Origin of the sequence: Sphingobacterium sp. UBA1897 (assembly GCF_002337775.1) — a bacterium.
Classification (GTDB): Bacteria; Bacteroidota; Bacteroidia; order Sphingobacteriales; family Sphingobacteriaceae; genus Sphingobacterium; species Sphingobacterium siyangense.
This window is the reverse complement of the sequence record NZ_DDGR01000007.1, coordinates 323,602-345,926: the sequence shown is the minus strand read 5'-3', so window position 1 is coordinate 345,926 and position 22,325 is coordinate 323,602. Positions and strand designations below refer to the sequence as shown.

21 protein-coding genes and 1 tRNA gene are annotated in these 22,325 nt (G+C 40.3%); 3 read left to right on the top strand and 19 right to left on the bottom strand.

Annotation, left to right across the window (positions count from 1 at the left end; all coding sequences use genetic code 11):
* Positions 1-6 precede the first annotated feature (6 nt).
* The 3 genes from B4N43_RS06805 to B4N43_RS06795 all read left to right on the top strand — a co-directional run bounded on the left by B4N43_RS06805 (position 7) and on the right by B4N43_RS06795 (position 3,799).
* Positions 7-1,653, top strand: coding sequence for a glycoside hydrolase 43 family protein (locus tag B4N43_RS06805; protein WP_232475746.1), 1,647 nt, complete (start codon positions 7-9; stop codon positions 1,651-1,653).
* Positions 1,654-1,761: 108 nt separating this feature from the next.
* Entirely contained in the window at positions 1,762-2,799 is a 1,038-nt protein-coding gene (locus tag B4N43_RS06800; RefSeq protein ID WP_286733706.1) for a pectinesterase family protein, read from the top strand.
* Positions 2,783-3,799 (top strand): alpha/beta hydrolase, encoded by a 1,017-nt coding sequence (locus tag B4N43_RS06795; RefSeq protein WP_088161021.1) that lies wholly within the window; start codon positions 2,783-2,785, stop codon positions 3,797-3,799. Before B4N43_RS06800 ends, B4N43_RS06795 begins: the two co-directional genes overlap by 17 nt.
* Positions 3,800-3,952: 153 nt before the next feature.
* Here B4N43_RS06795 and B4N43_RS06790 read toward each other — a convergent pair.
* The 19 genes from B4N43_RS06790 to B4N43_RS06700 form a co-directional block, all read right to left on the bottom strand.
* Positions 3,953-4,024: transfer RNA gene (locus B4N43_RS06790), tRNA-Arg, on the bottom strand.
* Between the two features lie 201 nt (positions 4,025-4,225).
* A complete protein-coding gene (locus tag B4N43_RS06785; RefSeq protein ID WP_286733703.1) occupies positions 4,226-5,515 on the bottom strand; it encodes a phenylacetate--CoA ligase family protein in 1,290 nt (429 codons plus the stop codon).
* Positions 5,512-7,179: a C45 family autoproteolytic acyltransferase/hydolase gene (locus tag B4N43_RS06780; protein ID WP_286733700.1), complete on the bottom strand. Its 1,668-nt coding sequence runs from the start codon at positions 7,177-7,179 to the stop codon at positions 5,512-5,514. Before B4N43_RS06780 ends, B4N43_RS06785 begins: the two co-directional genes overlap by 4 nt.
* Complete coding sequence (locus B4N43_RS06775) at positions 7,133-8,674, bottom strand: phytoene desaturase family protein (RefSeq protein ID WP_286733698.1); 1,542 nt, start codon at positions 8,672-8,674, stop codon at positions 7,133-7,135. The genes B4N43_RS06780 and B4N43_RS06775 overlap by 47 nt, the downstream gene beginning before the upstream one ends.
* Positions 8,667-12,293, bottom strand: a complete 3,627-nt coding sequence (locus B4N43_RS06770; protein WP_286733696.1) for a 1-acyl-sn-glycerol-3-phosphate acyltransferase — start codon at positions 12,291-12,293, stop codon at positions 8,667-8,669. The genes B4N43_RS06775 and B4N43_RS06770 overlap by 8 nt, the downstream gene beginning before the upstream one ends.
* A 1-nt stretch (position 12,294) precedes the next feature.
* Positions 12,295-13,467 carry a DUF2062 domain-containing protein gene (locus B4N43_RS06765; protein WP_088161026.1) on the bottom strand — a complete coding sequence of 391 codons (1,173 nt, stop codon included), beginning with the start codon at positions 13,465-13,467 and terminating at the stop codon, positions 12,295-12,297.
* Between the two features lie 2 nt (positions 13,468-13,469).
* Positions 13,470-13,847 (bottom strand): 3-hydroxyacyl-ACP dehydratase, encoded by a 378-nt coding sequence (locus B4N43_RS06760; protein WP_145328542.1) that lies wholly within the window; start codon positions 13,845-13,847, stop codon positions 13,470-13,472.
* A gap of 132 nt (positions 13,848-13,979) precedes the next feature.
* Positions 13,980-14,591, bottom strand: coding sequence for a hypothetical protein (locus B4N43_RS06755; protein WP_145328541.1), 612 nt, complete (start codon positions 14,589-14,591; stop codon positions 13,980-13,982).
* The gene (locus B4N43_RS06750) at positions 14,572-15,204 is read right to left on the bottom strand and encodes a LolA family protein (protein ID WP_286733693.1); all 633 of its coding nucleotides are present in this window, start codon (positions 15,202-15,204) and stop codon (positions 14,572-14,574) included. Before B4N43_RS06750 ends, B4N43_RS06755 begins: the two co-directional genes overlap by 20 nt.
* On the bottom strand, positions 15,194-15,964 hold the full coding sequence (locus B4N43_RS06745) for a polysaccharide deacetylase family protein (RefSeq protein ID WP_286733691.1): 771 nt from the start codon (positions 15,962-15,964) through the stop codon (positions 15,194-15,196). The genes B4N43_RS06750 and B4N43_RS06745 overlap by 11 nt, the downstream gene beginning before the upstream one ends.
* The gene (locus B4N43_RS06740) at positions 15,958-16,953 is read right to left on the bottom strand and encodes a beta-ketoacyl synthase chain length factor (protein ID WP_286733687.1); all 996 of its coding nucleotides are present in this window, start codon (positions 16,951-16,953) and stop codon (positions 15,958-15,960) included. The genes B4N43_RS06745 and B4N43_RS06740 overlap by 7 nt, the downstream gene beginning before the upstream one ends.
* Positions 16,946-18,127: a beta-ketoacyl-[acyl-carrier-protein] synthase family protein gene (locus B4N43_RS06735; RefSeq protein ID WP_286733686.1), complete on the bottom strand. Its 1,182-nt coding sequence runs from the start codon at positions 18,125-18,127 to the stop codon at positions 16,946-16,948. Before B4N43_RS06735 ends, B4N43_RS06740 begins: the two co-directional genes overlap by 8 nt.
* Positions 18,128-18,130: 3 nt before the next feature.
* The gene (locus tag B4N43_RS06730; RefSeq protein WP_075991965.1) at positions 18,131-18,388 is read right to left on the bottom strand and encodes a phosphopantetheine-binding protein; all 258 of its coding nucleotides are present in this window, start codon (positions 18,386-18,388) and stop codon (positions 18,131-18,133) included.
* Positions 18,389-18,391: 3 nt separating this feature from the next.
* Positions 18,392-18,991 (bottom strand): 3-oxoacyl-ACP synthase, encoded by a 600-nt coding sequence (locus tag B4N43_RS06725; protein WP_145328533.1) that lies wholly within the window; start codon positions 18,989-18,991, stop codon positions 18,392-18,394.
* Positions 18,992-18,993: 2 nt separating this feature from the next.
* Positions 18,994-20,148, bottom strand: coding sequence for a beta-ketoacyl synthase N-terminal-like domain-containing protein (locus B4N43_RS06720; protein WP_286733681.1), 1,155 nt, complete (start codon positions 20,146-20,148; stop codon positions 18,994-18,996).
* Positions 20,145-20,594 carry an acyl-CoA thioesterase gene (locus tag B4N43_RS06715; RefSeq protein WP_083663564.1) on the bottom strand — a complete coding sequence of 150 codons (450 nt, stop codon included), beginning with the start codon at positions 20,592-20,594 and terminating at the stop codon, positions 20,145-20,147. The genes B4N43_RS06720 and B4N43_RS06715 overlap by 4 nt, the downstream gene beginning before the upstream one ends.
* 2 nt (positions 20,595-20,596) lie before the next feature.
* Positions 20,597-21,037, bottom strand: coding sequence for a hypothetical protein (locus B4N43_RS06710; RefSeq protein ID WP_075991969.1), 441 nt, complete (start codon positions 21,035-21,037; stop codon positions 20,597-20,599).
* Positions 21,038-21,190: 153 nt separating this feature from the next.
* Complete coding sequence (locus B4N43_RS06705; RefSeq protein ID WP_088161037.1) at positions 21,191-22,072, bottom strand: lipid A biosynthesis acyltransferase; 882 nt, start codon at positions 22,070-22,072, stop codon at positions 21,191-21,193.
* 14 nt (positions 22,073-22,086) lie between these two features.
* Positions 22,087-22,323: an acyl carrier protein gene (locus B4N43_RS06700; protein WP_075991971.1), complete on the bottom strand. Its 237-nt coding sequence runs from the start codon at positions 22,321-22,323 to the stop codon at positions 22,087-22,089.
* Positions 22,324-22,325: the final 2 nt, after the last annotated feature.

Below are 22,325 nucleotides of genomic sequence, written 5' to 3'. Positions count from 1 at the left end.
GAATTTATGCTAAATACCGATAAAAAAAAATGGAAATATGTTTGCCTGATGACCATTATGAGCTTCTGTAGTTCTTCATTGACTTTCGGACAACATTATAATTCTAAGGTCTGGAGCCCGGATCTTGGAAATGGAAAATTCAAAAACCCTATCATCAATGCAGATTATTCCGATCCCGATGCTATCCGTGTAGGTGAAGATTATTATATGATTGCCTCAAGTTTTAATCACAGTCCAGGCCTGCCCATTCTACATTCTAAAGATATGATCAACTGGACGATTATAGGACATGCGTTGCAAAGGCAGTTACCGGAAGAGGTGTTCAATAAAGTGCAACACGGAGGTGGTGTATGGGCGCCTTCCATACGGTATCACGATGGAGAGTTTTATATTTATTATCCCGATCCGGATTTTGGGATTTATCAGATAAAGACCAAGAATATTCGGGGGCCATGGTCTGCTCCTACGTTGGTTTTCCAAGGGAAAGGATTGATCGATCCTTGTCCTTTTTGGGATGAAGATGGTCAGGCTTATTTAGCTTATGCCTATGCGGGGAGCAGAGCAGGCTTGAAAAGCGTGCTCGCTATCGCCAAGATGAGTACCGATGGAACTTCTGTATTGGACAGAGGTACGATCGTTTATGATGGACATGAATTGGATCCTACAATTGAAGGCCCCAAAGTATATAAGCGGAATGGATATTATTATTTGTTTGCACCAGCAGGTGGCGTATCAACGGGCTGGCAATTGATTTTGCGTTCGAAAAGTATTTATGGACCTTATGAACGCAAGGTGGCTATGGCCCAGAACAAGTCGACAGTTAATGGTCCACATCAGGGAGCATGGGTAGACACACCCTCAGGAGAAAACTGGTTCTTCCACTTTCAGGATAAAGAAGCCATGGGGCGTGTGGTCCATCTGCAGCCTATGGTTTGGAAAGCCGATTGGCCCATTATAGGCGAGGACATCGATGGAAATGGAGTAGGGACACCCGTGATGAGCTATAAAAAACCTAATGTAGGAAACCAGGTTATTGCTCTGATGAATCCTCAGGAATCGGATGAGTTTGATTCTCCTCATTTAGGACTGCAGTGGCAATGGCAGGCAAATCCGGATGGAAACTGGCTTATGCCATCACACGAAGGCAAACTTCGGCTTTATAGCCAGCAGCTTCCTGAAGGAAGTAAAAATCTGATGGCAGCGCCAAATATACTGACGCAAAAATTCCCTGCCGAAAATTTCAGTGCGACAGCAAAAATACGACTGCGTCCTAGCGAGAAGGAACTTGGTGAAAAAGCAGGATTGGTGGTGGTCGGCGAAGATTATAGTCAGTTTTTTATCCGTAAGGAAAAGGGCCACTTTCAACTTTATTATGGTAGTTGTGTCAATGCCTATTCGGGAGCTGAAGAGCAGGTCAGGCGCATCGCTACTTTGCCAGAAGACTTTGTCTACCTTCGTGTACAAGTTAAAAATGGAAAGACCTGCAGCTGGACGTATAGCTTGGATGGTAAAAAATATACAGTCGTGGAAAATGGCTTCCAAGCGAAACCTGGCAAATGGATAGGAGCCACATTAGGACTCTATGCCAGCCGCGAAAAGCATATCAATGATAGTGGCTATGCAGAAGTGGATTGGTTTCGAATAGATCAATAACATAGTTTTGACCCTTTAATAACTATGAAATTATTGGAATATTTTAAAGTTATGAATAAAGTTTATATATAAATATATTAGTTTGATAATGCAATTATTTTCTGATTTATGAGACGGATAAAATTAATTAAGATCTTGGTGGCAGTTTATCTAGTTGTTAGCCTGTCATTGTTAGGATCGGGATTGCGAGCGGCCAGCCTTGAAGTGATCACTGTAGACCAACACGGAAAAGGTGATTTCACAAGTATACAGGCAGCCGTGAATTCCGTTCGTGCTTTTCGTGCAGAACATGCGGTTCGGATTTGGATCAGGAAGGGAATTTATCACGAGAAAATAGTTATCCCAACTTATGTCGAAAATGTCCAGCTTGTTGGTGAGGATGCTGCCAATACCAAGATTATTTTTGATGATTATGCAGGTAAGTTGGTTGATTGTCCGGATGAGACAGGGCAGCCGAAGCTTGGGACTTTTAGTAGTTATACGCTATTGGTACGTGCAAATAGGGTGATTATCAAGGATATAACTATCGAAAATGCAGCCGGACCAGTAGGGCAGGCCGTAGCACTTCATCTAGAAGGGGATCAGATAGCACTGGTTAATTGCCGTCTTTTGGGATTTCAGGACACCTTGTATCTGGGTAAAAGCGGTGCAAGAAGCTATTTTTCTGATTGCAGTATCAGCGGCACGACGGATTTTATCTTCGGGCCAGGCATTGCATTCTTTAAGAGTTGCCGACTGATTTCTTTGCGGAATTCGTATGTCACAGCAGCTTCTACGCCGCAGGGGCAATTTTATGGTTACGTTTTCGACCAATGTGATTTTGTAGCTGCAGATGAGTCTGTCGATAAAGTATTTCTTGGCAGGCCATGGCGTCCTTATGCAAATACGGTTCTGGTAGATTGTAACCTAGGAGCTCATATTATTCCTGAAGGCTGGAATGAATGGAAGGGAGATGTATTATTTCCAGATAAGGATAAGACCGTATTTTACGCCGAGTTGGGATCTAAGGGAGCAGGGGCATCGGAACTCTCAAAGCGAGTGACTTGGTCACATCAGTTACCGGAAGATAAACGGGATGTTTATAAACTCGAAAAAGTAATGGAGGATTGGAAAGTTAAAGAAATGCTCGATGAAATGGAAAAATAAATATCGCTCACAGGCTCTTTTCTGGAGTACATTATTATTGTTTATGTTTTGCGATTCGGTGTGGGCCCAGAATCGAGACATTCCGAAAGATACGACTTATAATACGATGCGTGTATGGCGGCAGATCAAGAAAAGCTATCCCCATGCACGACCGGCTATGGACAGCCTAGGAGGAGATCTAAAGGTCGTACGTAATCTGGTATATGCACATCTAGCTCGAACCGATTTTGGCCCTCGGGATCTACATCTCGATGTTATCCGGCCAAATGACCAGCGAAAACATGCGGCAGTGATATGGATCCATGGTGGTGGATGGCGTTCTGGGCAGAAGGAAATGGATGTACCCATGGCACAGTTGCTGGCGAGAAAAGGGTATGTCTGCATTCCAGTGGAGTATCAATTATCTTTGGAGGCAAAATATCCCAATGCCTTACTCAATATCAAATCGGCAATTTTGTGGCTTAAAAATCATGCCGATCAGTATGATATAGACAGTAGCCGTATCGTGGTGGCGGGAAGTTCCGCAGGAGGTCACCTAGCGAGTCTGGTTGGATTGACAGGTAATGTGCCCGAATTTGAATCATTTCTTGAGTCTAAACACAGTACGCAGATTCAGGCTATTATTAATTTGGATGGAGTGGTGGATTTCATGGCTCCGCTTTCACTCAATTTAGAACGAAAGCCCGATTCTCCTGATGCCTTCTGGCTTGGAGGAACCTTTGCCGAAAAACCGTTAATATGGAAGGAGGCTTCGCCTATATTTTGGGCCAGAGAGGAACAGAAAATTCCGATGTTATTCATAAATAGCGGTCTTCCTAGATTCCATGCCGGACAAGATGAATTGGTCGGTATGCTAAAGCGTTGGGGGACGGCACATCAAGTGTATACATTTGATGTACAGGTTCACCCTTTCTGGCTTTTCCATCCTTGGGTGAATAAGTGCGTCGATGTTATTGACGAATTTTTAAAGAATAATTTAATAAATCCTGAGCGCTTTTAGTTTGAAAGTTTTTGATCAAAGAATTGAGTCTGCTCATATTGTAATTTTTCTGGGCAAGCTATATAGGTTAGTTGGCATTTTAGGCGTTGTGAAGTGAAATTTAAAAATAAACCCCACTTTAAATTAATTTAAAGTGGGGTTTATTTTTAAATGTGTCCCCGACGAGATTCGAACTCATATCGTCAGAACCGGAATCTGAAATTCTATCCATTGAACTACGGGGACCTGTCGCAAAGATATACTATTTTCTAGATCTTACAAATAATCTTTGCGATAAAATTCAATCTTTTAGCAGACTATTTTTAATGCCTTTTGTCGACAGCATTTTTATGTTTAACATTCGCTAATTCCCTATTTTTTTATACGTGGGCTAATGATTTGTATATGAATGCATAGCATCTGGTTGATAGTATTGTGAGCTACTTACTATTCCCTTTTATCCACCAGATAAATGGGTTTTCTGCTGAGCGGATTATAAATCCGGCTGATCAAAATTTCTTCGCGTTCGAACTCCACATTGGGAATTACGCGCAGTTTCGCCTGAAAACTATCTTTGATTTCTTTTAATAATGCGCTGTTTTGTTGTTTGGAGGATATTAAAATCCGAATGTCGTCTGTACCGACTGCAGTGCTGGAGATCTCGATCTGATAATGTTCAATTGCGGTGTAGCTGGCCAATACATCAAACATAGCCGGAGGAAACAGCGTCGTACCCTTATACTTAATCATCTGCTGTTTTCGGCCTTCAACAGGGCCTATTCTATAGGAGTTCCGACCACATGTGCAAGGGCCAGCATGTCGTCTGACCATATCGCCAGTTTTATAGCGCAAAAGGGGCATAGCCTCTATTCCTAAGGTTGTGACAACTAATTCTCCCAGTTGACCATCGGATACAGGATGGTCATTATCGTCCAATATTTCGGTAATGATTAATGCTGGATGTTGGTGACCACCGGCAAAAGCTTCACATTCTGTGAATGCTGAGCTCATTTCGGTGGAAGCATAAGTGGAGTAGAGGGCAATATTCCATTTTTCCTGAATTCGTTTTGCCAGTTGGTTGTCCTGCAGGTCCGCAGTTCTAAGATTTTCACCGATACAAATGGCGACCTTTACAGAGCTGCTGTTGTAGTCGATGTTATGTTCTTCGGCATAAGCAATCATTTTGAGTAGGAAGGAGGGGACGACAACAAGAAATTTGGGTTTAAACTGCTGGATTGAATCCCATTGCATTTGAGGTATGCCAGCCCCAATACGAAGTATTCCGGCTCCAATTTTACGGAGTCCAAGAAAGTAAGCTAATCCCGCCATAAAACGACGATCTAGGGTCGTCATAATTTGTACCCGGTCGCCTTTTTTAATACCTACCCGTTGGAAGGAAATCATCTCATTATAAGCGAGACGCTCCAGGTCCGCGTCTGTTAATCCAAATACAACAGGTGTCCCCAGTGTACCGGAAGTTGTGGAGAAGTCGACAATCTCCTCTTCGGGGACGCACAGAAAATCCCAGTTAAACTGCTGCAGCTGTTCTTTGGAAGTCGTCGGCAGAAGGGGGAGATCCTGAACACCGCGGATGCGTTGTAAGTCAACTCCTTCACGTTGAAAAAGACGTTTGTAGTAAGTTGAATGTGTATTCAAATAGTTTAAAACATATCTTAGCTTTTCATCTTGATAATGGGTTATTTCTTCAAGACTGGCTTGTTCTATCGTTGGGATCATCGATTATCTCCTTTCTTCTCAATTTTATGAATATATGAAGCAATGTTTTTGCGGTCAACCAAAGTGGTCACTTCGCAGGAGTCGGCCTGTTGCAATTGCTTTAGTGCTTCTTCATAGCGCTTTTGCTCAAAATAATACGTTCCTCTCTTGTAATAGACTGCCCAAAACAGGGGATTGAGCTTTTGATATTCCTGCCATTCCGATTCAGTAATTTCTTGGTCAGACTTCAGTTTGTGGTCTATTATTCGATCTCGTTTACGGTAATCCTCATAATCGCGGTAGGCTTTACTATTCAAAAATGTATCTTGGGGAATATTCAATGCTGTATTGGCCAATGTAGACGCTGGCTGATGTGCCTTGTTGTCGAAGATTTTATTTAAGTCATAACAGACAAATTCCCCAAGCTGATAGGGGTTGGCTGAGATCCATACAAGGCGTTTTTTTGGTTGGAAAATGACGCCATGATGAGCCAAGAGCTGATTTAAGGCCTTTTCATTGCCATAGCCTATTTCCTTATTTTTTAATCCATTGCGATCTCTTAGTATAGCCGCAACTTTAGGGGCTGTAAGCTTATCCTGCTGTTGCAACTGCTCTGTCAGCAGTTGGTGTCGATAAACACTGTGGCTTTCTTCAATCTGTTTTTGATTGCGCTTATCGGATTGATAGGTACTGCTCTGAAAATGATTTGTGCATAGCAGGTAATTTGCATTGTCTGATTCAAAAACAGCAAATTTATGTGGCGACATCTCAATTAAGATGGCACGGTCTTCATCTGCAGAACCGATCATAAGTGATTCTGAAATAAAAATAGGATGTTTTTTTGCAATGGCGATGGCTTCCTTAAAATTTCGAGCATATTGGAGTATTTCTCGGGCAACAATAGATATAGGCGTTTTTGCAGCCCAGGGAATAGACGATTTTCCTGCATTGAGTGTAACTGTCAGACCAGCACTGTTCATGCCGGAGACGACACCAATCATGCCTGCCCAACCCACGGAAAGAAATGAATAACCAGAATCGGGTTTCACAATAGTGATTAATTTGTTGTGACTAAAATCGTCGCCCGCATAAAAGTCAAAATTTCGCCCGATAATAAGCTCGCCATCCGCAGACTTTGGTCCCCATGCCGCTAAGGAAGAACAGCCAACCAAAGCGAGGTCCTGGAAAGCATGACCCAAGTCATGGGCCCCATGAAGAAAAAGATTCCGCTGATAGGGATCCATAAGGGAGTCGTAGCGGGGAGAAGCATACCGTGACAATCCAAAAATCTCTTTTCTATACGCTATCGGGATATATTTATGGATGTTTCGATTATAGACTTTAGTCAATTTCATCATCCATTTCTGCTTGCGCTGAGAAGGGATAAACTCTTGAATTTTAGAAAAGAAAGCCTTTTCTTGGTAGGCATAAAGCGATTGTGTCAGTATACCCGTTTTTAATCCAAGTTCCATCGGGTTACCGCTGACGTAGAGTTCCCATAAACCTTGTGCGTTATGAAATAAGAAGTTACTGTCTATGCTGAGATAATTGTCCATAGAGTCGGCCAACCTTAATGTCGGAATCGCCTGCTGTTCGAATTTAGCTTTTTCTTTCAGGGCGCCATTTAGCGCACAAGAGCTAAATAGTGATGCTATCCAAATCGCCAACCAATACTTTTTCATCATTCTCTTTAAATAGATCATCTTCAAATTCTTTTCCAAGCATCATTAAGCAACAGGAGAAGGCTGTAATTGTAACCCCCAATACACCGTGCATCTTGACATTTTGGCCTGTCAGAAACAAGTTCTTAACTTTTGTCTTCGTGGAAATTAAGCTATTCAACGGATGCTTGTATTCTTTTAAATAGCCGTACATATTACCTTCCTCGGCCCCGATAAAATCACGGTAGCTTAATGGACTGGACGTGTGAACAGATTGAGCGGCAGCTTTAATATTCGGAAACAAGTGTTGGAGTTCTTCGATAATTTCTGCAGCCTTCGCAGCTTTAAAGGCTTCATACTCTTCACCACGGCTACTTAACTGCTGGATAATGGACCGATTGAAAGTCTCATTCCACTGTTGCACTTCGTCCGCAGTCATATAACACATCACGGTCATCGTGCTACAGTAGCGTTGATTTTCGCTGTTACAGCTCATGGAAATGACTAAGGGAGATTGCTCCTGATTATACCAAACGGAAGCGATGTTTTTATAATGGTAAATATTATAATTTTGATAGGGGATATAACCTTCTTTACAAACGATGTAAACGGAAAAAACCGAAGGGCTCAACGGTAAGCCTTGTATACGCTTGACATAAGCTTGCTTTTGAAATCTTTCAGGCAGCATGGCAAAGGTATGCCGGAGATTGATATTCGAAACAAACTCCTTTGCATAAATCAGCTGCTGGTCATCGGTGCGTACTGCTTTGATCAGCTGATCGTCCATTTCTACAGCAATGACTTCTTTATTTTTGATGATGTCACCACCATATTTACGCAATTGGCGGATCAATAACTTGGCAATTTGGCTACCGCCGTTTACACAACGCCAAGCGGACTGAATATAGGAGTTTATGGTAAGCGCATGTACATAGAGTGGGGTACTTTCTGCTTTTGCAACATAAAGGAAGTTCGAACCGACGAGTACAGCCTTAAGGAGTTCGTTATCGGTCAAATCGTCTAAAAAAGACTTCAATGAAATACCGAGTACAGCCTCATTGAACCCAAAACTTTTGCGGAGATTATACATAGGAAATGAATTACAGATGTCCTGTATCTTCTCACAATATACGGTTAAGGCCTGCTTTTCTTCAGGAAAGTAATGAAGCAATTGTTGTACAAAATTTTCATATCCTTGTGCATGTGGATAATTGATCGGATTTCCATCAAATGAAATTCGATCATATTCATCGATTCCCATGCGTTGGATCGATAGATCCTTCATAATCCCCAGATACTCAAAATATTTATACAGGTTTTCACCTTCACCCAAACCGCCAATGTAATGTACCCCTGTGTCTAAGATTTCTTTGTCTCGCACAAAAGTCTGCAGATTGCCACCATATTGATTGTTTTTTTCAATGACACATACTTTGCGTCCAAATTTAGCAAGGAGAACTGCGGTAACAAGGCCTCCTAGCCCTGAACCAATGATGACGCTATCGTAGACTTTATCCATTTGTTCTTCTTTTTAATACGCAACTGTATTGATCTTTAAATACTTCTTCAAAACCAATGTAATGTGGCTTTTCTAGGAAATCATAACATACAATAGTATGTATCGAATCGCTGATTTCAACCTTTTCATCGTTGCTGCCCCAGATCAGTACATCGAAACGTAATGTGGTTTCGGTCGGCTGATTTAGATAAGTCAATTTACGTTTATGCTTTAGATACGTATTGCCCGCAATAGCACGTTTTTCAGGATCACGGATATAGCTTTCTATATGTCGCTGTGCCTGTTGCATGGTCAACAAAAAATCAATATGACCAAAATCGTTTCCAATATGCAAAATTTTTGCATTTGCTGCAATGAAATTATTCCAGGTTGCATAAGACTCCTGATGAAGGTCAAAATCATTTAGGCTTAATTTTTCGATTTCCGTTTCTTTATACCGATAGTTTAAGCTTATTTTTTCTCTAAAGTAAGTCGGACCCTCAAATTGCTTTCTGATTTCAGCGAACTGTTCTTTGAATAAACGACTGATCGTTTTACAGCGTGCAGAATAATTATCCCCAAACTGTTGGTCGGTAGGTCGAATTCTTTCGCCTATGACTGTACTGAGTGTTCCATCATAAATGACAAAATCTCCTTTTGGACAAACGTCGGCAGCACCGTGTATATAAATAGGGAGTATATCCAGCTGCAGCTGTTCGGCAATATAGAATGCGCCTTTGTGAAATCGTTGTACATCATTTGTTGCCGATCGCGTTCCTTCTGGAAAAATAGCAATCGAATACCCTGCATCGATACGTTGCTTTAAGATGTTTTTCGATTTTTCTAAATCGTCGTCGAGCATTAAAAAACCTGCACGCCTAACCACACGGCCAAAGATCGGTGATTTGTAGACCCATTCGTTCGTAACAAATACGCACTTTGGCAATAAACGCCCAATAAGAAGTGTATCTAATAGCGAATTGTGATTGGCTATAATAATCGCGGGTTTTTTGAAGTCTTCGTCGTGCGGGTTGAATTGCTGTTTCTTGACAAAAGGGTTGGACTTCAATACAGAGTCTCCAAAACGAGACATTACGCGTGTCATCCAAGCTCTATTAGAGACCAAACTAAAGAGAAGGCCTGAAAGCATACTTCCGATGATATAATAGCTGAACGAAAACGCTGAAATCAAGCGCAGACGCAAACTAAGCGGAGATAAGCCTTGGGAAGGCCTGCGGCGAAATACAAACCTAAAAACGAGCGGATAAAGGACAAAAGTGTTTAAAACCGCCGCTGTAACACCGAGTAGGGAAACTGCTGAAATGGACCTTAATGCCGGGTGTTTAGCGAAAATTAAGGCACCGATGGCTAAAATTGTCGTTAATACGGCGAGTAGAATAGACGTACGGTACATAGGCATTTCATCTTTGCCGGTACTGTATTCTTTTTGCAGGGCTGCGGTCATAAATATGGCAAAGTCTACACCGTGACTGAATACAAGTGTGCAGACAATGGTACTGAAAATATTAAATTCGAGGTGAAACAGGCCCATGAGGCCCCCCGTAACCAAACCTGTTAACACAATAGGTACCATGCTGATCAATGTCAGCTCGATGCGGCGAAATGACAACCAAAGAATAACAAATATGGCTACAAAGCTATAATTGACCAAGGTGTTGAAGTCATTGACCAGCTGTCCCAAAAAGGTTTCATTCATTTCTTTGCGATCAATGACAACGGTACTGCCATTATTGAACTGCTTCATCAATTTTTCCCGGTTTCCTTCTGCCGTTTTTACAATGGTATTTGCGGTGAAAAAGCCATCTTTGGAACTGATATACTCGCTCAATATTCCATTGTTGAGTTTCTGATAATCATCCCATCTGACGGTCGAAAATTTTTGATCCAAAAGGGAGAAGAAAGCTTGATAAGCAGTTGGTTTGAAACCAAAAACAGCGCTAGAACGGATAAGATTCTCGCGGATTTCCGTTTTACGGACATCTGTCCAAAAGGAATTCCACTGGGCAATTTTCGCCTCCTGATCCTTTTTCGATAGAACAATTTCACCAATGGAATTGATAGCGATCATACCTGTATCTTGTTGTAATCTACTATACAATAAAGAATTAGCCGAAAGAACCTGGTCGATATTGTTACCATAGTTTATCAGAAATAGCGACTTATTTTGTTGTTGTGCTGAATTTTCAAGTTTGTATTCGGCTTCTTGCAGTTCTTTTGGGAAGAAATTTAGTGCAGATAAATCTTTATTGAACCCGACTTTCCAAAAAGTAAACAAGCTCACTATTAACAATAGGTAGCTGAATATTTGTAAGGGTTTATTCCGTTCAAAACTGAATGCGGAAATCCGATCGATGAGATGGTTTTTATCATCCGAGGTTTTTATATTCGGTTTATAGATATGCGGGATAAGAATCAAAGAGAATATTCCCGAGAACAGGATGGCAATGAACGCAAATATTCCCAAATCTTTTAAGGCCTCCGAATTGACGAAGAGCAGACAAAGAAAAGATACCGCTGTAGTGCCCGCACTCATCAAGATTGGCTTAGTGATTTCTTTATAGAGGTGTTTGATATCCTGAGTTTGCTTGAAATGCGTCATGATATGCAGCGCATAGTCTATGGTAATGCCAATTAATACTGCAGCAATGGAGATTGAAATAGCAGATATTGTACCCCGCAGAAAGTAAAGAAATGCGAGTGCTAGTAAAGCCCCAAAAAGCGAGGGAATAAAGATGATGACCGGAATTTGCACTTTCTTGTAAAAAAGAATCAAAATAAGCATCAATAAACTCATCGAGATAAGGATGGTCGTTTGGATATCTGTTTTGATTTGCTTTGCATTGGCGACAGCAACCAAAGATGATCCGAAGTAGCTTAGTTTGGTTTTTTTTAGGTAGACCTTGTTTAACGCACTTTTCATGTTGTCAAGCCTGTCGACGAAAATCGCATTATGTTCTGTTTCCGAGCCTGAATATTTGGGATTAATAAACAATAACAGCTTGCTTGAGTCTTTTGTAATAATATAGCCATTGTAAAGTTGAAAATCGCCGGCAATACTGAGCTTTTGGAATTTTTTAAGCGCCATAAAGCCAATCCCTAGGGGATCTCGTTGTATAAAAGATTTTGCAACGATACTCGTAGGCGAAATTAATGCAGCATAATTGGCTTCAACTACCTGCGCTATGCTATCACTTGGCAGGTGGCTTGCTATGGTTTTGTAATCGTTCTCGTCCAATAATGTCGGCAAATGCTGGTATACAAACTGCATGGTACTTTCCATTTCCGCATCACTAATTTGCCCTTGTATACTATGATAGTAGGGGGCAAGCGATACGATGCTATCGGAAAAGGAATTAGCCATTTCAACCATATCGTCAATTGAAGCATCTTTTTTCCGTTCAATAATGACGCTTATTTTGTCCGAAAACTTAAGTTGGGTCAATATTTTGGCAACCTCATTTGTCCGTTCATTTTGAGGTATGATCCGCGTAATATCTTCTTCAAATTTTAGTTTTAGTGCGAAATATCCTGTTGCGACCAAAAAGAGCAGGGCAACTAACCAGGCGATATAAGGTTTCTTCTTGAAAAATAGATAAAGCTGATAAAAATAATGCTGCATATTAACGTCGTTGATTAAACCGCAATAGTGTAAAGGAGGAAAGTCCAAATAGGACTGCGGTCACTAAAGCCAAAGCGAGACTACCCAGTACATATTGTAAAAAATGTTCGGATATAGCTTGAAAATCTATTTGGCTATAATCCAACAAAGGTTTGGCACTGGATATAAATAACTTTCCTGTTTGTATCGATCCCCAAATAATCAATGGGATCATAGGGGGGATACTGACATTTGAAAAGGCAAAACAAAGACCTTTATTAAGCCTAAAGACAGAGGCGAGAAAAATTGATAAAAAAGACTGAAATCCCCATAAAGGGGCAATCCCAATAAACACACCCAATGCAATCGAAATGGATTTAATAAAATTCGAATCGTGCGTTCCCAGAATATCTTCTTTTAGAAAATCCTTAAAGCTTTTTTTTTTGAAACTTCGAAAAGCGTTTCTTGGAAATATGTAGAGTAGACTAATCAAAACTAAGAAGGTGTTAAGGATGCTAATTCGTGTGAAGTCCTTAAATGGTCTAAAATGCGAAACTCGCTCTGTCGGATCGTAAAGTATCTTAATCGGTACATTCTTCACGACAATGTCTTTCCATGCTGAGCGTACAATTACTTCAATTTCTAGTTCGAATTTGTTGGTATATAGTTTTTTAGGTATGCGATCAAGAGGGTAGAGTCTGTATCCTGATTGCGTGTCAGCAAGTTTTATCCCTGTTTCAAACCAAAACCAAAAATTGGAAAACTTATTACCGAAACTGCTTTTTTTGGGTATGCCGGCTTGGCCCATTTGGCGCTCACCAATCAATAAAATATTTCCGTCACTTTGGTTGAGTGCGTCTATAAAAGTTGGAATGTCATCGGGAAAATGTTGCCCATCCGAATCGATGGTGATTGCATACTGAAATCCCTGTTTTCTTGCCGTATCAAACCCTATTCGTAAAGCTTTGCCCTTACCTGAATTCTTTTCCAGGTGCAGCACTGTAATGGAAGGGTAATTTGCTAAAATCTCTGCTGTTGCATCCGTCGAACCATCATTGACTACAATAACCTGTGTGGTATAGGCCAAAACCCCATCTAAAACTCTTTTTAGCGTTTTAGCATTGTTGTAGGTGGGTATGAGTACACATACAGCTGTAGGAATAATAGATTGGCTGAAGCTTGGCGAATTGATCATGGTTATACAACAGGATAAGTGCGGCAAAAATTGAGTTCCATTTTAAGTGCAAGGGTATCATCGAAAGAACAATTGGCCTTGATCTGTATGGTTTCGGTTTCTTGAACCGCCAATTCCAATGTCAGCATGGAATGAACGGAAGGATCTATAATGGCATAAAAACGAATGTTTTTGGCAGACCGCATACGGAGTTTTGTCTGCAGTAAATCTTCGGTTATATTTTTTATGATCTGTAACATACATACACCTGGTGTTACTGGTCGCCCTGGAAAATGCCCGTTAAAAATCGGATGATCGGGATGAATACCTATCTCCATCAAATATTTTCCATCTTCACGCACCTGACTATTGTGTATCGTATAAAAGTCTGCTAAAACCATGTTTCAAACTTAGATAAATTACCTTTTATATGCAATATAATAGCGGAGCATAATAAAAGTAATTGAAGAACTTACTATAGCGGAAATACGGCTTTGTTTATTTTTTATATCTAGCCTTATGTATCATGTCGCTTAAAATGGAATATTTACAAAATCCATTTTTAGCTTGATACCACGATGTTTTATATTAAAGCTGTCAAGTTTCCCCAAAGAATCTGGTTTGAATTGAATTTCAAAAGCTCTTTTGTACTTGGATGCCATTTCGATTTTGGTTAAGGTTCCTTGGTCATCTATCTTAAGAAAATATCGTTTGCCGTTATAGATACTTAAAAATTGATTGGCTATTAAATTTTGATAGTCAGCTCTATAAGTTGTTTGTGTTAAAGCTCTGAAATCCCTCACTAAGGTGTGGAGGATTATCTTTCTGTCGAGATCTTGCATGACATAATTAACCAGATGTTGGTCTTTGGAAATCGTTATATCAAATAAGGTATTCCCCAGATCAGAGGTAAGTACAATCCGATGATCGTCCTGACTGATTCTTTTGGCGACAAACATTCCTGTCATCTCTTTTCCATAAAAGCGAATTGTGGCCCGATATAAGCGCTCTTCATTTAACCTGGCAAAATAGGGGTTTTGAACGAGAGTGTCGATTGCACCATAGTTTTGTTTACCATTTGGGTAGTAAACCTTACATCCTGTCAGAAGAACTAAAAGTAACAGACTAAAAACTGAATAACGCATCGCTGATTGGTTGGTTGATCTGCTTGTTTTTGAAAACTATTTTTGTATAATCTTTAGACGGTTCTATCAACTGGACTTCCGAAACTGTAGATTGTTGATCATTAAAATACAATACGATCGTTTGAATATAAGCCGATAGCTCTTTTGTTTTAGGTGAAAGCTTCGCTATGCGTTGATTTCGATTTTTGTGAAAGGTGATCGTAAAGTCATCGGCAGCAAAGAGATCTCCACTGATGCTGCCAATAATCATTTTATTGATTTTCTCGAACTTTTTATTGTTGCCAAGGTCGACCTTATTTTTTTTACCTTGATCATTTACCAATACTTTATTGTCTTTAAAAAGAATACCATATTGGATCGGTGTATTGTATTTCCAAAGCAGCTTGTTTGGGTTTTTCAATAACATGGATCCACTGGACGTAATCTCTTTAGAAAGAAAATCCAAGTGCTTATATTGGACAAAATCTGTTTTTAAGGTTTTTATTTTTTGTGCTTCCGCTACGACGGTTTGTTTAAAACTAGTTATTTCAGCGCTTGACATCGCTGTTTCTTGTGCTTTGGTCAGCGCAATGTGAAATATAGAAACAAGGAGTAGAATGAGCTTAGTTTTCATATACTTTTTGATTTAAGAAATCTTCCAAATTTACGGCTTCTAATTTGTTAACCTTTAATGCCATTAATAAACTTTTAACGATATGTACTGTTTTCTCGGATGTATCATGTAAAAGAATGATACTGCCGGGACTTAGTTTTTTTGCAATGCGTGCAAAAATCTGATCTTCAGTTAGATTTAAAGTATCCAAGGAGCGGATGTTCCAACCAATGGATTTCAACTTGCAATCGTGCAATGCTTTTGCAATATGTGGATTGCTGACACCAAATGGAGGCCTGTAAAGCAATACTTTTTTTCCTGTTGCCGTTTCAATGGCATGATTAGCTTCATTTATCTCTTCAACAACTTGTCTGCTTGGCAGAAACCCCATCTTATTGGGATGATTCATGCTATGATTGGCAATTACATGGCCCCTTTCAATAATTTGCTTCGCTATCATGGGATACTTGACGACCTGTGTGCCAATACAAAAAAAACTGGCTTTTGCTTGATATTGATCCAGTAAGTCTAGTATTTCCAAGGTATAAGGTGTAGGGCCGTCATCAAAAGTGATCGCAACTTGCCGCACATTTTTTCTTACGCTTGTTGTCGATTGCATAAAGAAATTTAGACGGAGATCAAATGCTCCCCAGGAAACTATTCCAACATACATAATCAGCACAATAATCAAAGGAGAATACAGTTGATCGTTTTTCCAGATGAATACCGTCATCAGAAAAAGGGCAAGACTCACGTATGTTGTGTTTTTAAAATTTAGCATCTCGATAACAGCATTAAACTGTTTTGGTCTCCAAAATTACAAATCAGTACATGTTGAAAAGCACTGGTCTTATTTCCAGTTGGACTCTCCATCGATCGAAAGGTTTGATTATTCAATTGCTTTAAAGCGAAATCGAATGCAAACACAACATCTGTGTCAAAGTATCCTATCTGCGATTGATAGTTTATTTTAGCTAAGTCGTTGAAGGCCTCAGCTTCCATTTCCGATGGGGTTTCCGGCTTTGCCGAACCATAAATAACCAAGTCAAGCTGCTCGGCAGATAGCTTGTTTTTTTTAAGAAATGCAGCTAGTTGGGTTTCTGGTCGGAGCTCTTCTGTTGGATGATAAATTACCATGTCAACCAATTCACCAAGGGTATGTTGATTCTTTTGATTGGAGAAAATAAAGAAACCGGCACCTTCTGTCCGCGGGATTCCTGTTGTTGTCGGTTGATCTGTTGTATTGGCTATGCTCTCGCTGATGTCGATACTGATGTCTGAAAGCTCGTCAACGGCACCGACCAATAAAGTTTTCCGTTCGTTCAGCGCAAGTTGTAGGTAGGCATCAAATACGGTCGATTCAAATGATATACGGCCCTGTGAATAGGTCATATTATAACCCGTATTTTTGATTAAAAGGGCAATTTGACCGGCAACGGTATTGTGCGTCGACTGGATAAATGCAGTCGGTGATAAAAACTCTTCTTGTTGAACAACAATGGACTGTAAGAATTTATCGGAGTCTATTAGACAGCCTTTTCCACTTCCAACGAGGATACCGTCCAGCTCACTGCGATCAATCTGTTGCAGTGTTTCCATAGCACATATAATTCCCATTTTTACAGCTTTGGACATTCGCCTTGCACTGTTGGGCGATAGGATCTTACTGTCTATTTTAGGCAGATCAACCTTGATCCAATTTTCTCGACTATTTGGTAGGCTAAGGTTGTTAACGCATATGCTTGCGGCATTAATATATACTTTATGCATGCGAAAAAATTAAGCTTGAACAATTACCGCCAAATCCAAAGGAATTGCTGAGTACATGCCGGATGTCAATACGTTGGTGTTCAGCGAGCGGCGGCAACGCAGGCTGTTCCATGGTATTTTCAAATCTTAAATTAGCAAAGGCCAGTTGATGCTGAATGGCGAGTAGAGCATATATTGCCTCAATACCGGCTGAAGCTCCCAATGTGTGTCCAGTATATGATTTGGTTGAACTAAAGGGCGGTATCGTATCGTTAAATAATCGCTGTATCGCTGTTGCTTCTGTTCGATCATTATTTTCGGTCGCCGTTCCGTGCGCATTGATATAATCAATTTCGCTCGGTATCAACTCTGCCATTTTTAGAGCCTCTTGCATAGCGAGATAAGCACCTTCACCGTTATCTGAAGTTGAGGTTTGATGAAAAGCATCATTAGCGTTGCTAAAAGCGTTCAGGTAACCTAATATGGGTTTCTTTGTGTTTTTTAAGGATCTTGTAGATTCAAGCACTAAAAAACCTGCACCTTCACCTAAGTTTAACCCCTTTCTATTGCTGTCAAAGGGGCGATTAAGTTGGTCGGACAGGAGCATTAAACTGTCAAAGCCATTGATTGTAAATTTTGACAGGGCATCCGATCCGCCCACTAAAACGCGATCTGCGCGTCCCGAGCGCAAAAGTCGAGCCCCAAAGCCAATGGCATTAGCCGCCGAGGAACATGCTGTACTAATAGCCGTCACATAACCATTGCTGCCCAATATTTTGGCCAATAAGGCACTTGAATCCCCAACATCCCGGCGTTGTATGAGTGTGTCGTTCTGTTGTAAATGCGGGAAATGTTGTTCAAAAATATCCATTCCCGCAACCGAAGTTCCCAGAACAATTGGCATATCAGCTGCTGCTGTAATACCAGCCTGAGACATGGCTTCTTTTGCAGCAATTGCGGCAAGTAGGCTGGTTCGGGAACAATAGCCGGGTACCTCAGTACCTAATTTTTCAATTAATGCTTCGTTCGTTAACGACACTTCACCAACAAGCGTGTGATGTTGATGTTTTCCCGAGATATGTTGAAGCGGTTTGATACCATGCTGTTTCTGGAGCAAAGAATGATAGTTTTGCGCGACATCATTTCCAATGGCGGTAATCATACCCATTCCAGTAACCGCAATAGTATTTTTCATGTTTTATTTCGTTCTATTTTCTGAAATATAGGTTGCCAATGTTTCAATGGATTGAAAAATAGTCTTTCCGATTTTTGGGTCAGTAACTTTAATACCATAATCCTTATCCAATAAAACAGTCAGCTCCAATGCATCAATAGAGTCTAGTCCTAGACCATCTCCAAATAATGGTGCCTGATCTTCAATTTCATCTACAGTGACTTCTTCTAAATTTAAGGCTTCAATGATTTTCGTTTTTAATTCCGATTTCAACTCTTCCATTCTTTATTGTGTTAGTTGTCTTACGACATTTAAATTATGTGCTACAATGCCTGTTTTTTCCACAAGATACAAAACCAATTTATAGTTTCCTTCCATATAATCGACCCAACCGCATAGTACCTTTTCCACTCTACTGGAATTTAAGAGGTAATTGCAGTAATTTACTGCAAGTTGACTGTCGAACTGCGCTGAAACAAAAAAGATATTTTCCGTTTGCAGGTTATGCCTAATCGCAATTTCACCCATACAGACATTGGGCAGGGTATATACAAATATAGCAGGACTGGGATAGTACTGCTCCTTGTCTGCGATCGTATTAAGGTGCTTTAAGTCGGTATCAAGGCTACTGTGCCTATTCGATAAGACAATGCCGATATTCTTTGTTTTTTCCTCTTTCAATAGCAATTCAGCTCCTAGCCAAGCTAATTTGCTGAGGTTATCCATCTTGAAAAACTTCGGGTAAGTCGTTTCTAGTGAATAGTAAAATGCTTTTGAAAAAGTTGCAAAATCTGAGGATATTGCTGCTGAAATCTGTTCACCATTAACATATACGCCCTGTGTATCGATGCGGCAATGCCTGCTGATTTGATAGTGTTGTTCCATGCTTATCGTAACTCCCTTTCAAATAATATGGCTGTATTTGTGCCAGCAAATCCCGATGCTGTTTTTAAGCAGCGAATAAGAGGTTGGGGTTGTTCCAATAGCTCAGTGACAACCGCTAGAGGTAATGAAGTGCCTTGTTTTTGATAGCCTAAACTGGGGAGTAGTAAATTATTTCGTAAGCATTCCAAAGAAATAATACTCTCGAGGAGTCCAGCGGTTCCCAAGGTATGACCGAAGTACCCTTTTAAGCTATTGATCGGTTTAGTGGCTAATCCGGAATGATGTATGGCCACAGCTTCCATTTCATCGTTGTAAATTGTTGCTGTTCCATGTGCACAAATAAAATCAACAGATTTTGGTTCTAATTTGGCTTCGGCCAATGCAGATGCGATGCTAAGTCTCAGTCCTTCGCCTGTACGTGATGGTCCTGAAATGTGATTTGCGTCGTTGATTGAAGCTTCGCCGGCGATAAAGAATTCTTGATCTGTTAATTTTTGGCCGGTGACATGAATTGCTGCCGCTGCTTCGCCGAGATTTAAGCCCTGTCTAAACTCGTCATAGGGTCTACATACCGTGTTACTTAGGGCCTGAAAAGACTTAAATCCTGAAACGACAAATTCACTGACCAGGTCTCCAGCAACGATAATGGCATCTTTACAATAATCCATCTGTATAAGTCGTTTAGCGGTCGAGATGGCCTGCAGACCCGATACACAGGCATTGCTAATGATTATCGGAGGCCGTTTAAAACCAAAAAAAACGGCTATTTTTTGAGCCAGTACGGGAAGGCTTGCAGCAACAATATCGTTTGCTCCGCCTGCGCATTGCGCGATATTGCCCTTGGTTGTTGAGACGATTAATTCAGTCTCTTGTGTAATAACAACTGCTTTGACAAGAGGTACTAATGCGGCTATCATGAGCTTTTCTAGTTTTGAGAATGCCGCATCGAAGGGGAGCTGTGTGTCCTGCAGCAATTTGTTTAAATGCTGATCCAATTGTTCTTCTTCAACAATAGCGGCGTAAACGTCTCCATGCAATTCAGCATAGTCGGTCAACTTGATTCCTGATTTGCCGCGAACAAGGGCATTCCAGGTGTCTGCCAGATTATTACCTATGGGGGATATACAATTGTATGGGCCTAAATATACCTTTTTCATTTGCTGACAAAATCAAGCCGATTTTTCCATTGCTGAAAAAAGTCCGGAGTATACAATTGTAAGTTTCCTGAAGAATCTAAAAATACCTGGATCGTTTCACCTAGGCAGACAACCTGATTGTTGTCATTTAGGATGCGGTAACGATAAATAATCTTTGCTGCTTTGGTATCCAATAGGGATGTTTCAATACGTGCATTGTCACCATATTTTAATGGGAGCTTATGTTCGCAGGTACTCTTCACGATCGGTGTTGTATAACCATGGCCATGAATATCTAGATAGGTCAGTCCATGTTCCATGCCGAAAGATTCTCGGCCATCTTCAAAATAACTGATGTAATGGCCATGCCAAACTATCCCCAACGAATCGACTTCATTGAAACGTATACGTAAGGGGCTTGTCCAAGTAATTTGATTGACTTGTTCAGTTCGTTTATTTTTTGCCATAATCATGAAGAAGCTATTACACTTTTTATTTCAGCTTGAGCGATCTGTCGATCTCCGACAAAGCTTTCTACGGAAACGAGTGTAACCCCCATAAACTCTTGTAGAATCGTTGCTTTAGTCAGCAATTTTTCTCCGACCTGAGGGAAGGAATCTATTGAAATACTTTTTATTGTACCGAGATAACCTATAGGTGCAGTTTGTTGTTTGATATAAAAGCTGTATCCAGTATGTAAAGCAATGGATTGCGCCATGTGCTCAATAATACCTGCTTCCAATAATATACCATCTTCCACAAAAATATTATCTTCTTGAACAGTTAAACCTGCTGCCACTGTCTTTTCGGTGAAATCGTAGAGGCAGTCAATCATAACCATCGGAGCACGATGAGGTAATAAATTCTGTAAAAATATGTTATCGACTATTGGAAATGGGGCAGCTGTCATTTGTCTAAAAAAGTTCCTTCAAAGGTACTAATTAAAAGATAAAATCATAGGTTTCAAGTAGCGCAAAATTGCTTTTGATCGGTTTTAGTACAGCACCTCTGCTGTGTTTTTTTTGTTTCTTCAGATAAATAATGTAAACAGAACTGTGGATGTTTATTGGGAATAGTCCTTCCAGAAATCGTAGAAGTTAAACCACTGCATTGGATATTTTTTGATCATATAGGTTAGCGACTGACAATAGGTTTGTAGCAAGCCTTGAGCGTCACGGTGTTTCACTTCCACTTCGCGTGCATAGAGATGATAGTGGAGCTTAGGTTCTTTCATGACATAGACAAAAATAACAGGAACCTTGAGCCTGGAAGCGATTAAAAATGGACCAGCTGGAAATTGTGTGTTTTTGCCCAGTAAATCTGCTGAAAGAGTTTTTGTGCCATCTAGATAGCGATCACCTGTAAAGACAATTAGTTCATTGTTTGTAAGTGCTTCATTGATGGCAAATACGTGGGAGAGGTCTTCTTGGATAACGATGAATTTTACGGTCGATTTACGCGATACTTTTGCCAAGTATGATTTGATGGCTTGATGTTCGCGGTCCGAAATAACTAGATTAATCTGATTCTCAATATTGATGTCCTCCAGGAAATAAGAGGCGATTTCAAAGTTACCGATATGTGCTGATAACAGGATACCACCATTTTTTTTCTCCAAGGCGGATTTTAAAATTGCAATACCGTCAAATTCATAGCTAAATCTGTTGCGCATACCCGCAGCTATGGCTGTTTTATCGATCAGGATTTGACCGAAAGTAAAGTAACTCCGGTAAAATCCAATGAGCGTTGAAGGAAGTGAATATTTTAGTCGATATCTTAGGTAATAATAGATCGACCGGTTGCTACTCCAAGAAGTCAGGAAATAATAAAAAGCTACAAATACCAGCAGCAGATAAGCTGTACGGATTCCTAGCTTTTGAATACAGAATACAAAGATTCGATATCCTAAGACACTACCCTTCGATTGTCCTTTCCACTGACTCATTGGTAAACATTGACTTAGTTATGAGCTGTCTTACGTTTGATGAGGTCATAAAAGTCTTGGAAGGTTTGGATATTTGTGAAATCGGCTTCAACCAATTTGACACCAAAATTGGACTCAATGATAACGACAAGATCGACATAATCCAAACTGTCTAAATTTAATGTATCTTTTAAATTTAGATTCGGTTGGATTAAATCAACATCCACTTCAAACTCATCAACAAGTATTTCGTTAATCTTTTCAGAAATCATTT

Excerpts from the sequence above, each read along its gene's own strand:
- B4N43_RS06750 (WP_286733693.1), bottom strand. The coding sequence starts at position 15,204 with ATGAAAACTAAGCTCATTCTACTCCTTGTTTCTATATTTCACATTGCG.
- B4N43_RS06745 (WP_286733691.1), bottom strand. The coding sequence starts at position 15,964 with ATGCTAAATTTTAAAAACACAACATACGTGAGTCTTGCCCTTTTTCTG.
- B4N43_RS06785 (WP_286733703.1), bottom strand. The coding sequence starts at position 5,515 with ATGATCCCAACGATAGAACAAGCCAGTCTTGAAGAAATAACCCATTAT.
- B4N43_RS06800 (WP_286733706.1), top strand. The coding sequence starts at position 1,762 with ATGAGACGGATAAAATTAATTAAGATCTTGGTGGCAGTTTATCTAGTT.
- B4N43_RS06735 (WP_286733686.1), bottom strand. The coding sequence starts at position 18,127 with ATGAAAAATACTATTGCGGTTACTGGAATGGGTATGATTACCGCCATT.
- B4N43_RS06805 (WP_232475746.1), top strand. The coding sequence starts at position 7 with ATGCTAAATACCGATAAAAAAAAATGGAAATATGTTTGCCTGATGACC.
- B4N43_RS06760 (WP_145328542.1), bottom strand. The coding sequence starts at position 13,847 with ATGGTTTTAGCAGACTTTTATACGATACACAATAGTCAGGTGCGTGAA.
- B4N43_RS06705 (WP_088161037.1), bottom strand. The coding sequence starts at position 22,072 with ATGAGTCAGTGGAAAGGACAATCGAAGGGTAGTGTCTTAGGATATCGA.
- B4N43_RS06725 (WP_145328533.1), bottom strand. The coding sequence starts at position 18,991 with ATGGAACAACACTATCAAATCAGCAGGCATTGCCGCATCGATACACAG.
- B4N43_RS06770 (WP_286733696.1), bottom strand. The coding sequence starts at position 12,293 with ATGCAGCATTATTTTTATCAGCTTTATCTATTTTTCAAGAAGAAACCT.
- B4N43_RS06730 (WP_075991965.1), bottom strand. The coding sequence starts at position 18,388 with ATGGAAGAGTTGAAATCGGAATTAAAAACGAAAATCATTGAAGCCTTA.
- B4N43_RS06700 (WP_075991971.1), bottom strand. The coding sequence starts at position 22,323 with ATGATTTCTGAAAAGATTAACGAAATACTTGTTGATGAGTTTGAAGTG.
- B4N43_RS06715 (WP_083663564.1), bottom strand. The coding sequence starts at position 20,594 with ATGGCAAAAAATAAACGAACTGAACAAGTCAATCAAATTACTTGGACA.
- B4N43_RS06780 (WP_286733700.1), bottom strand. The coding sequence starts at position 7,179 with ATGATGAAAAAGTATTGGTTGGCGATTTGGATAGCATCACTATTTAGC.
- B4N43_RS06765 (WP_088161026.1), bottom strand. The coding sequence starts at position 13,467 with ATGATCAATTCGCCAAGCTTCAGCCAATCTATTATTCCTACAGCTGTA.
- B4N43_RS06720 (WP_286733681.1), bottom strand. The coding sequence starts at position 20,148 with ATGAAAAAGGTATATTTAGGCCCATACAATTGTATATCCCCCATAGGT.
- B4N43_RS06740 (WP_286733687.1), bottom strand. The coding sequence starts at position 16,953 with ATGCATAAAGTATATATTAATGCCGCAAGCATATGCGTTAACAACCTT.
- B4N43_RS06795 (WP_088161021.1), top strand. The coding sequence starts at position 2,783 with ATGAAATGGAAAAATAAATATCGCTCACAGGCTCTTTTCTGGAGTACA.
- B4N43_RS06710 (WP_075991969.1), bottom strand. The coding sequence starts at position 21,037 with ATGACAGCTGCCCCATTTCCAATAGTCGATAACATATTTTTACAGAAT.
- B4N43_RS06775 (WP_286733698.1), bottom strand. The coding sequence starts at position 8,674 with ATGGATAAAGTCTACGATAGCGTCATCATTGGTTCAGGGCTAGGAGGC.
- B4N43_RS06755 (WP_145328541.1), bottom strand. The coding sequence starts at position 14,591 with ATGCGTTATTCAGTTTTTAGTCTGTTACTTTTAGTTCTTCTGACAGGA.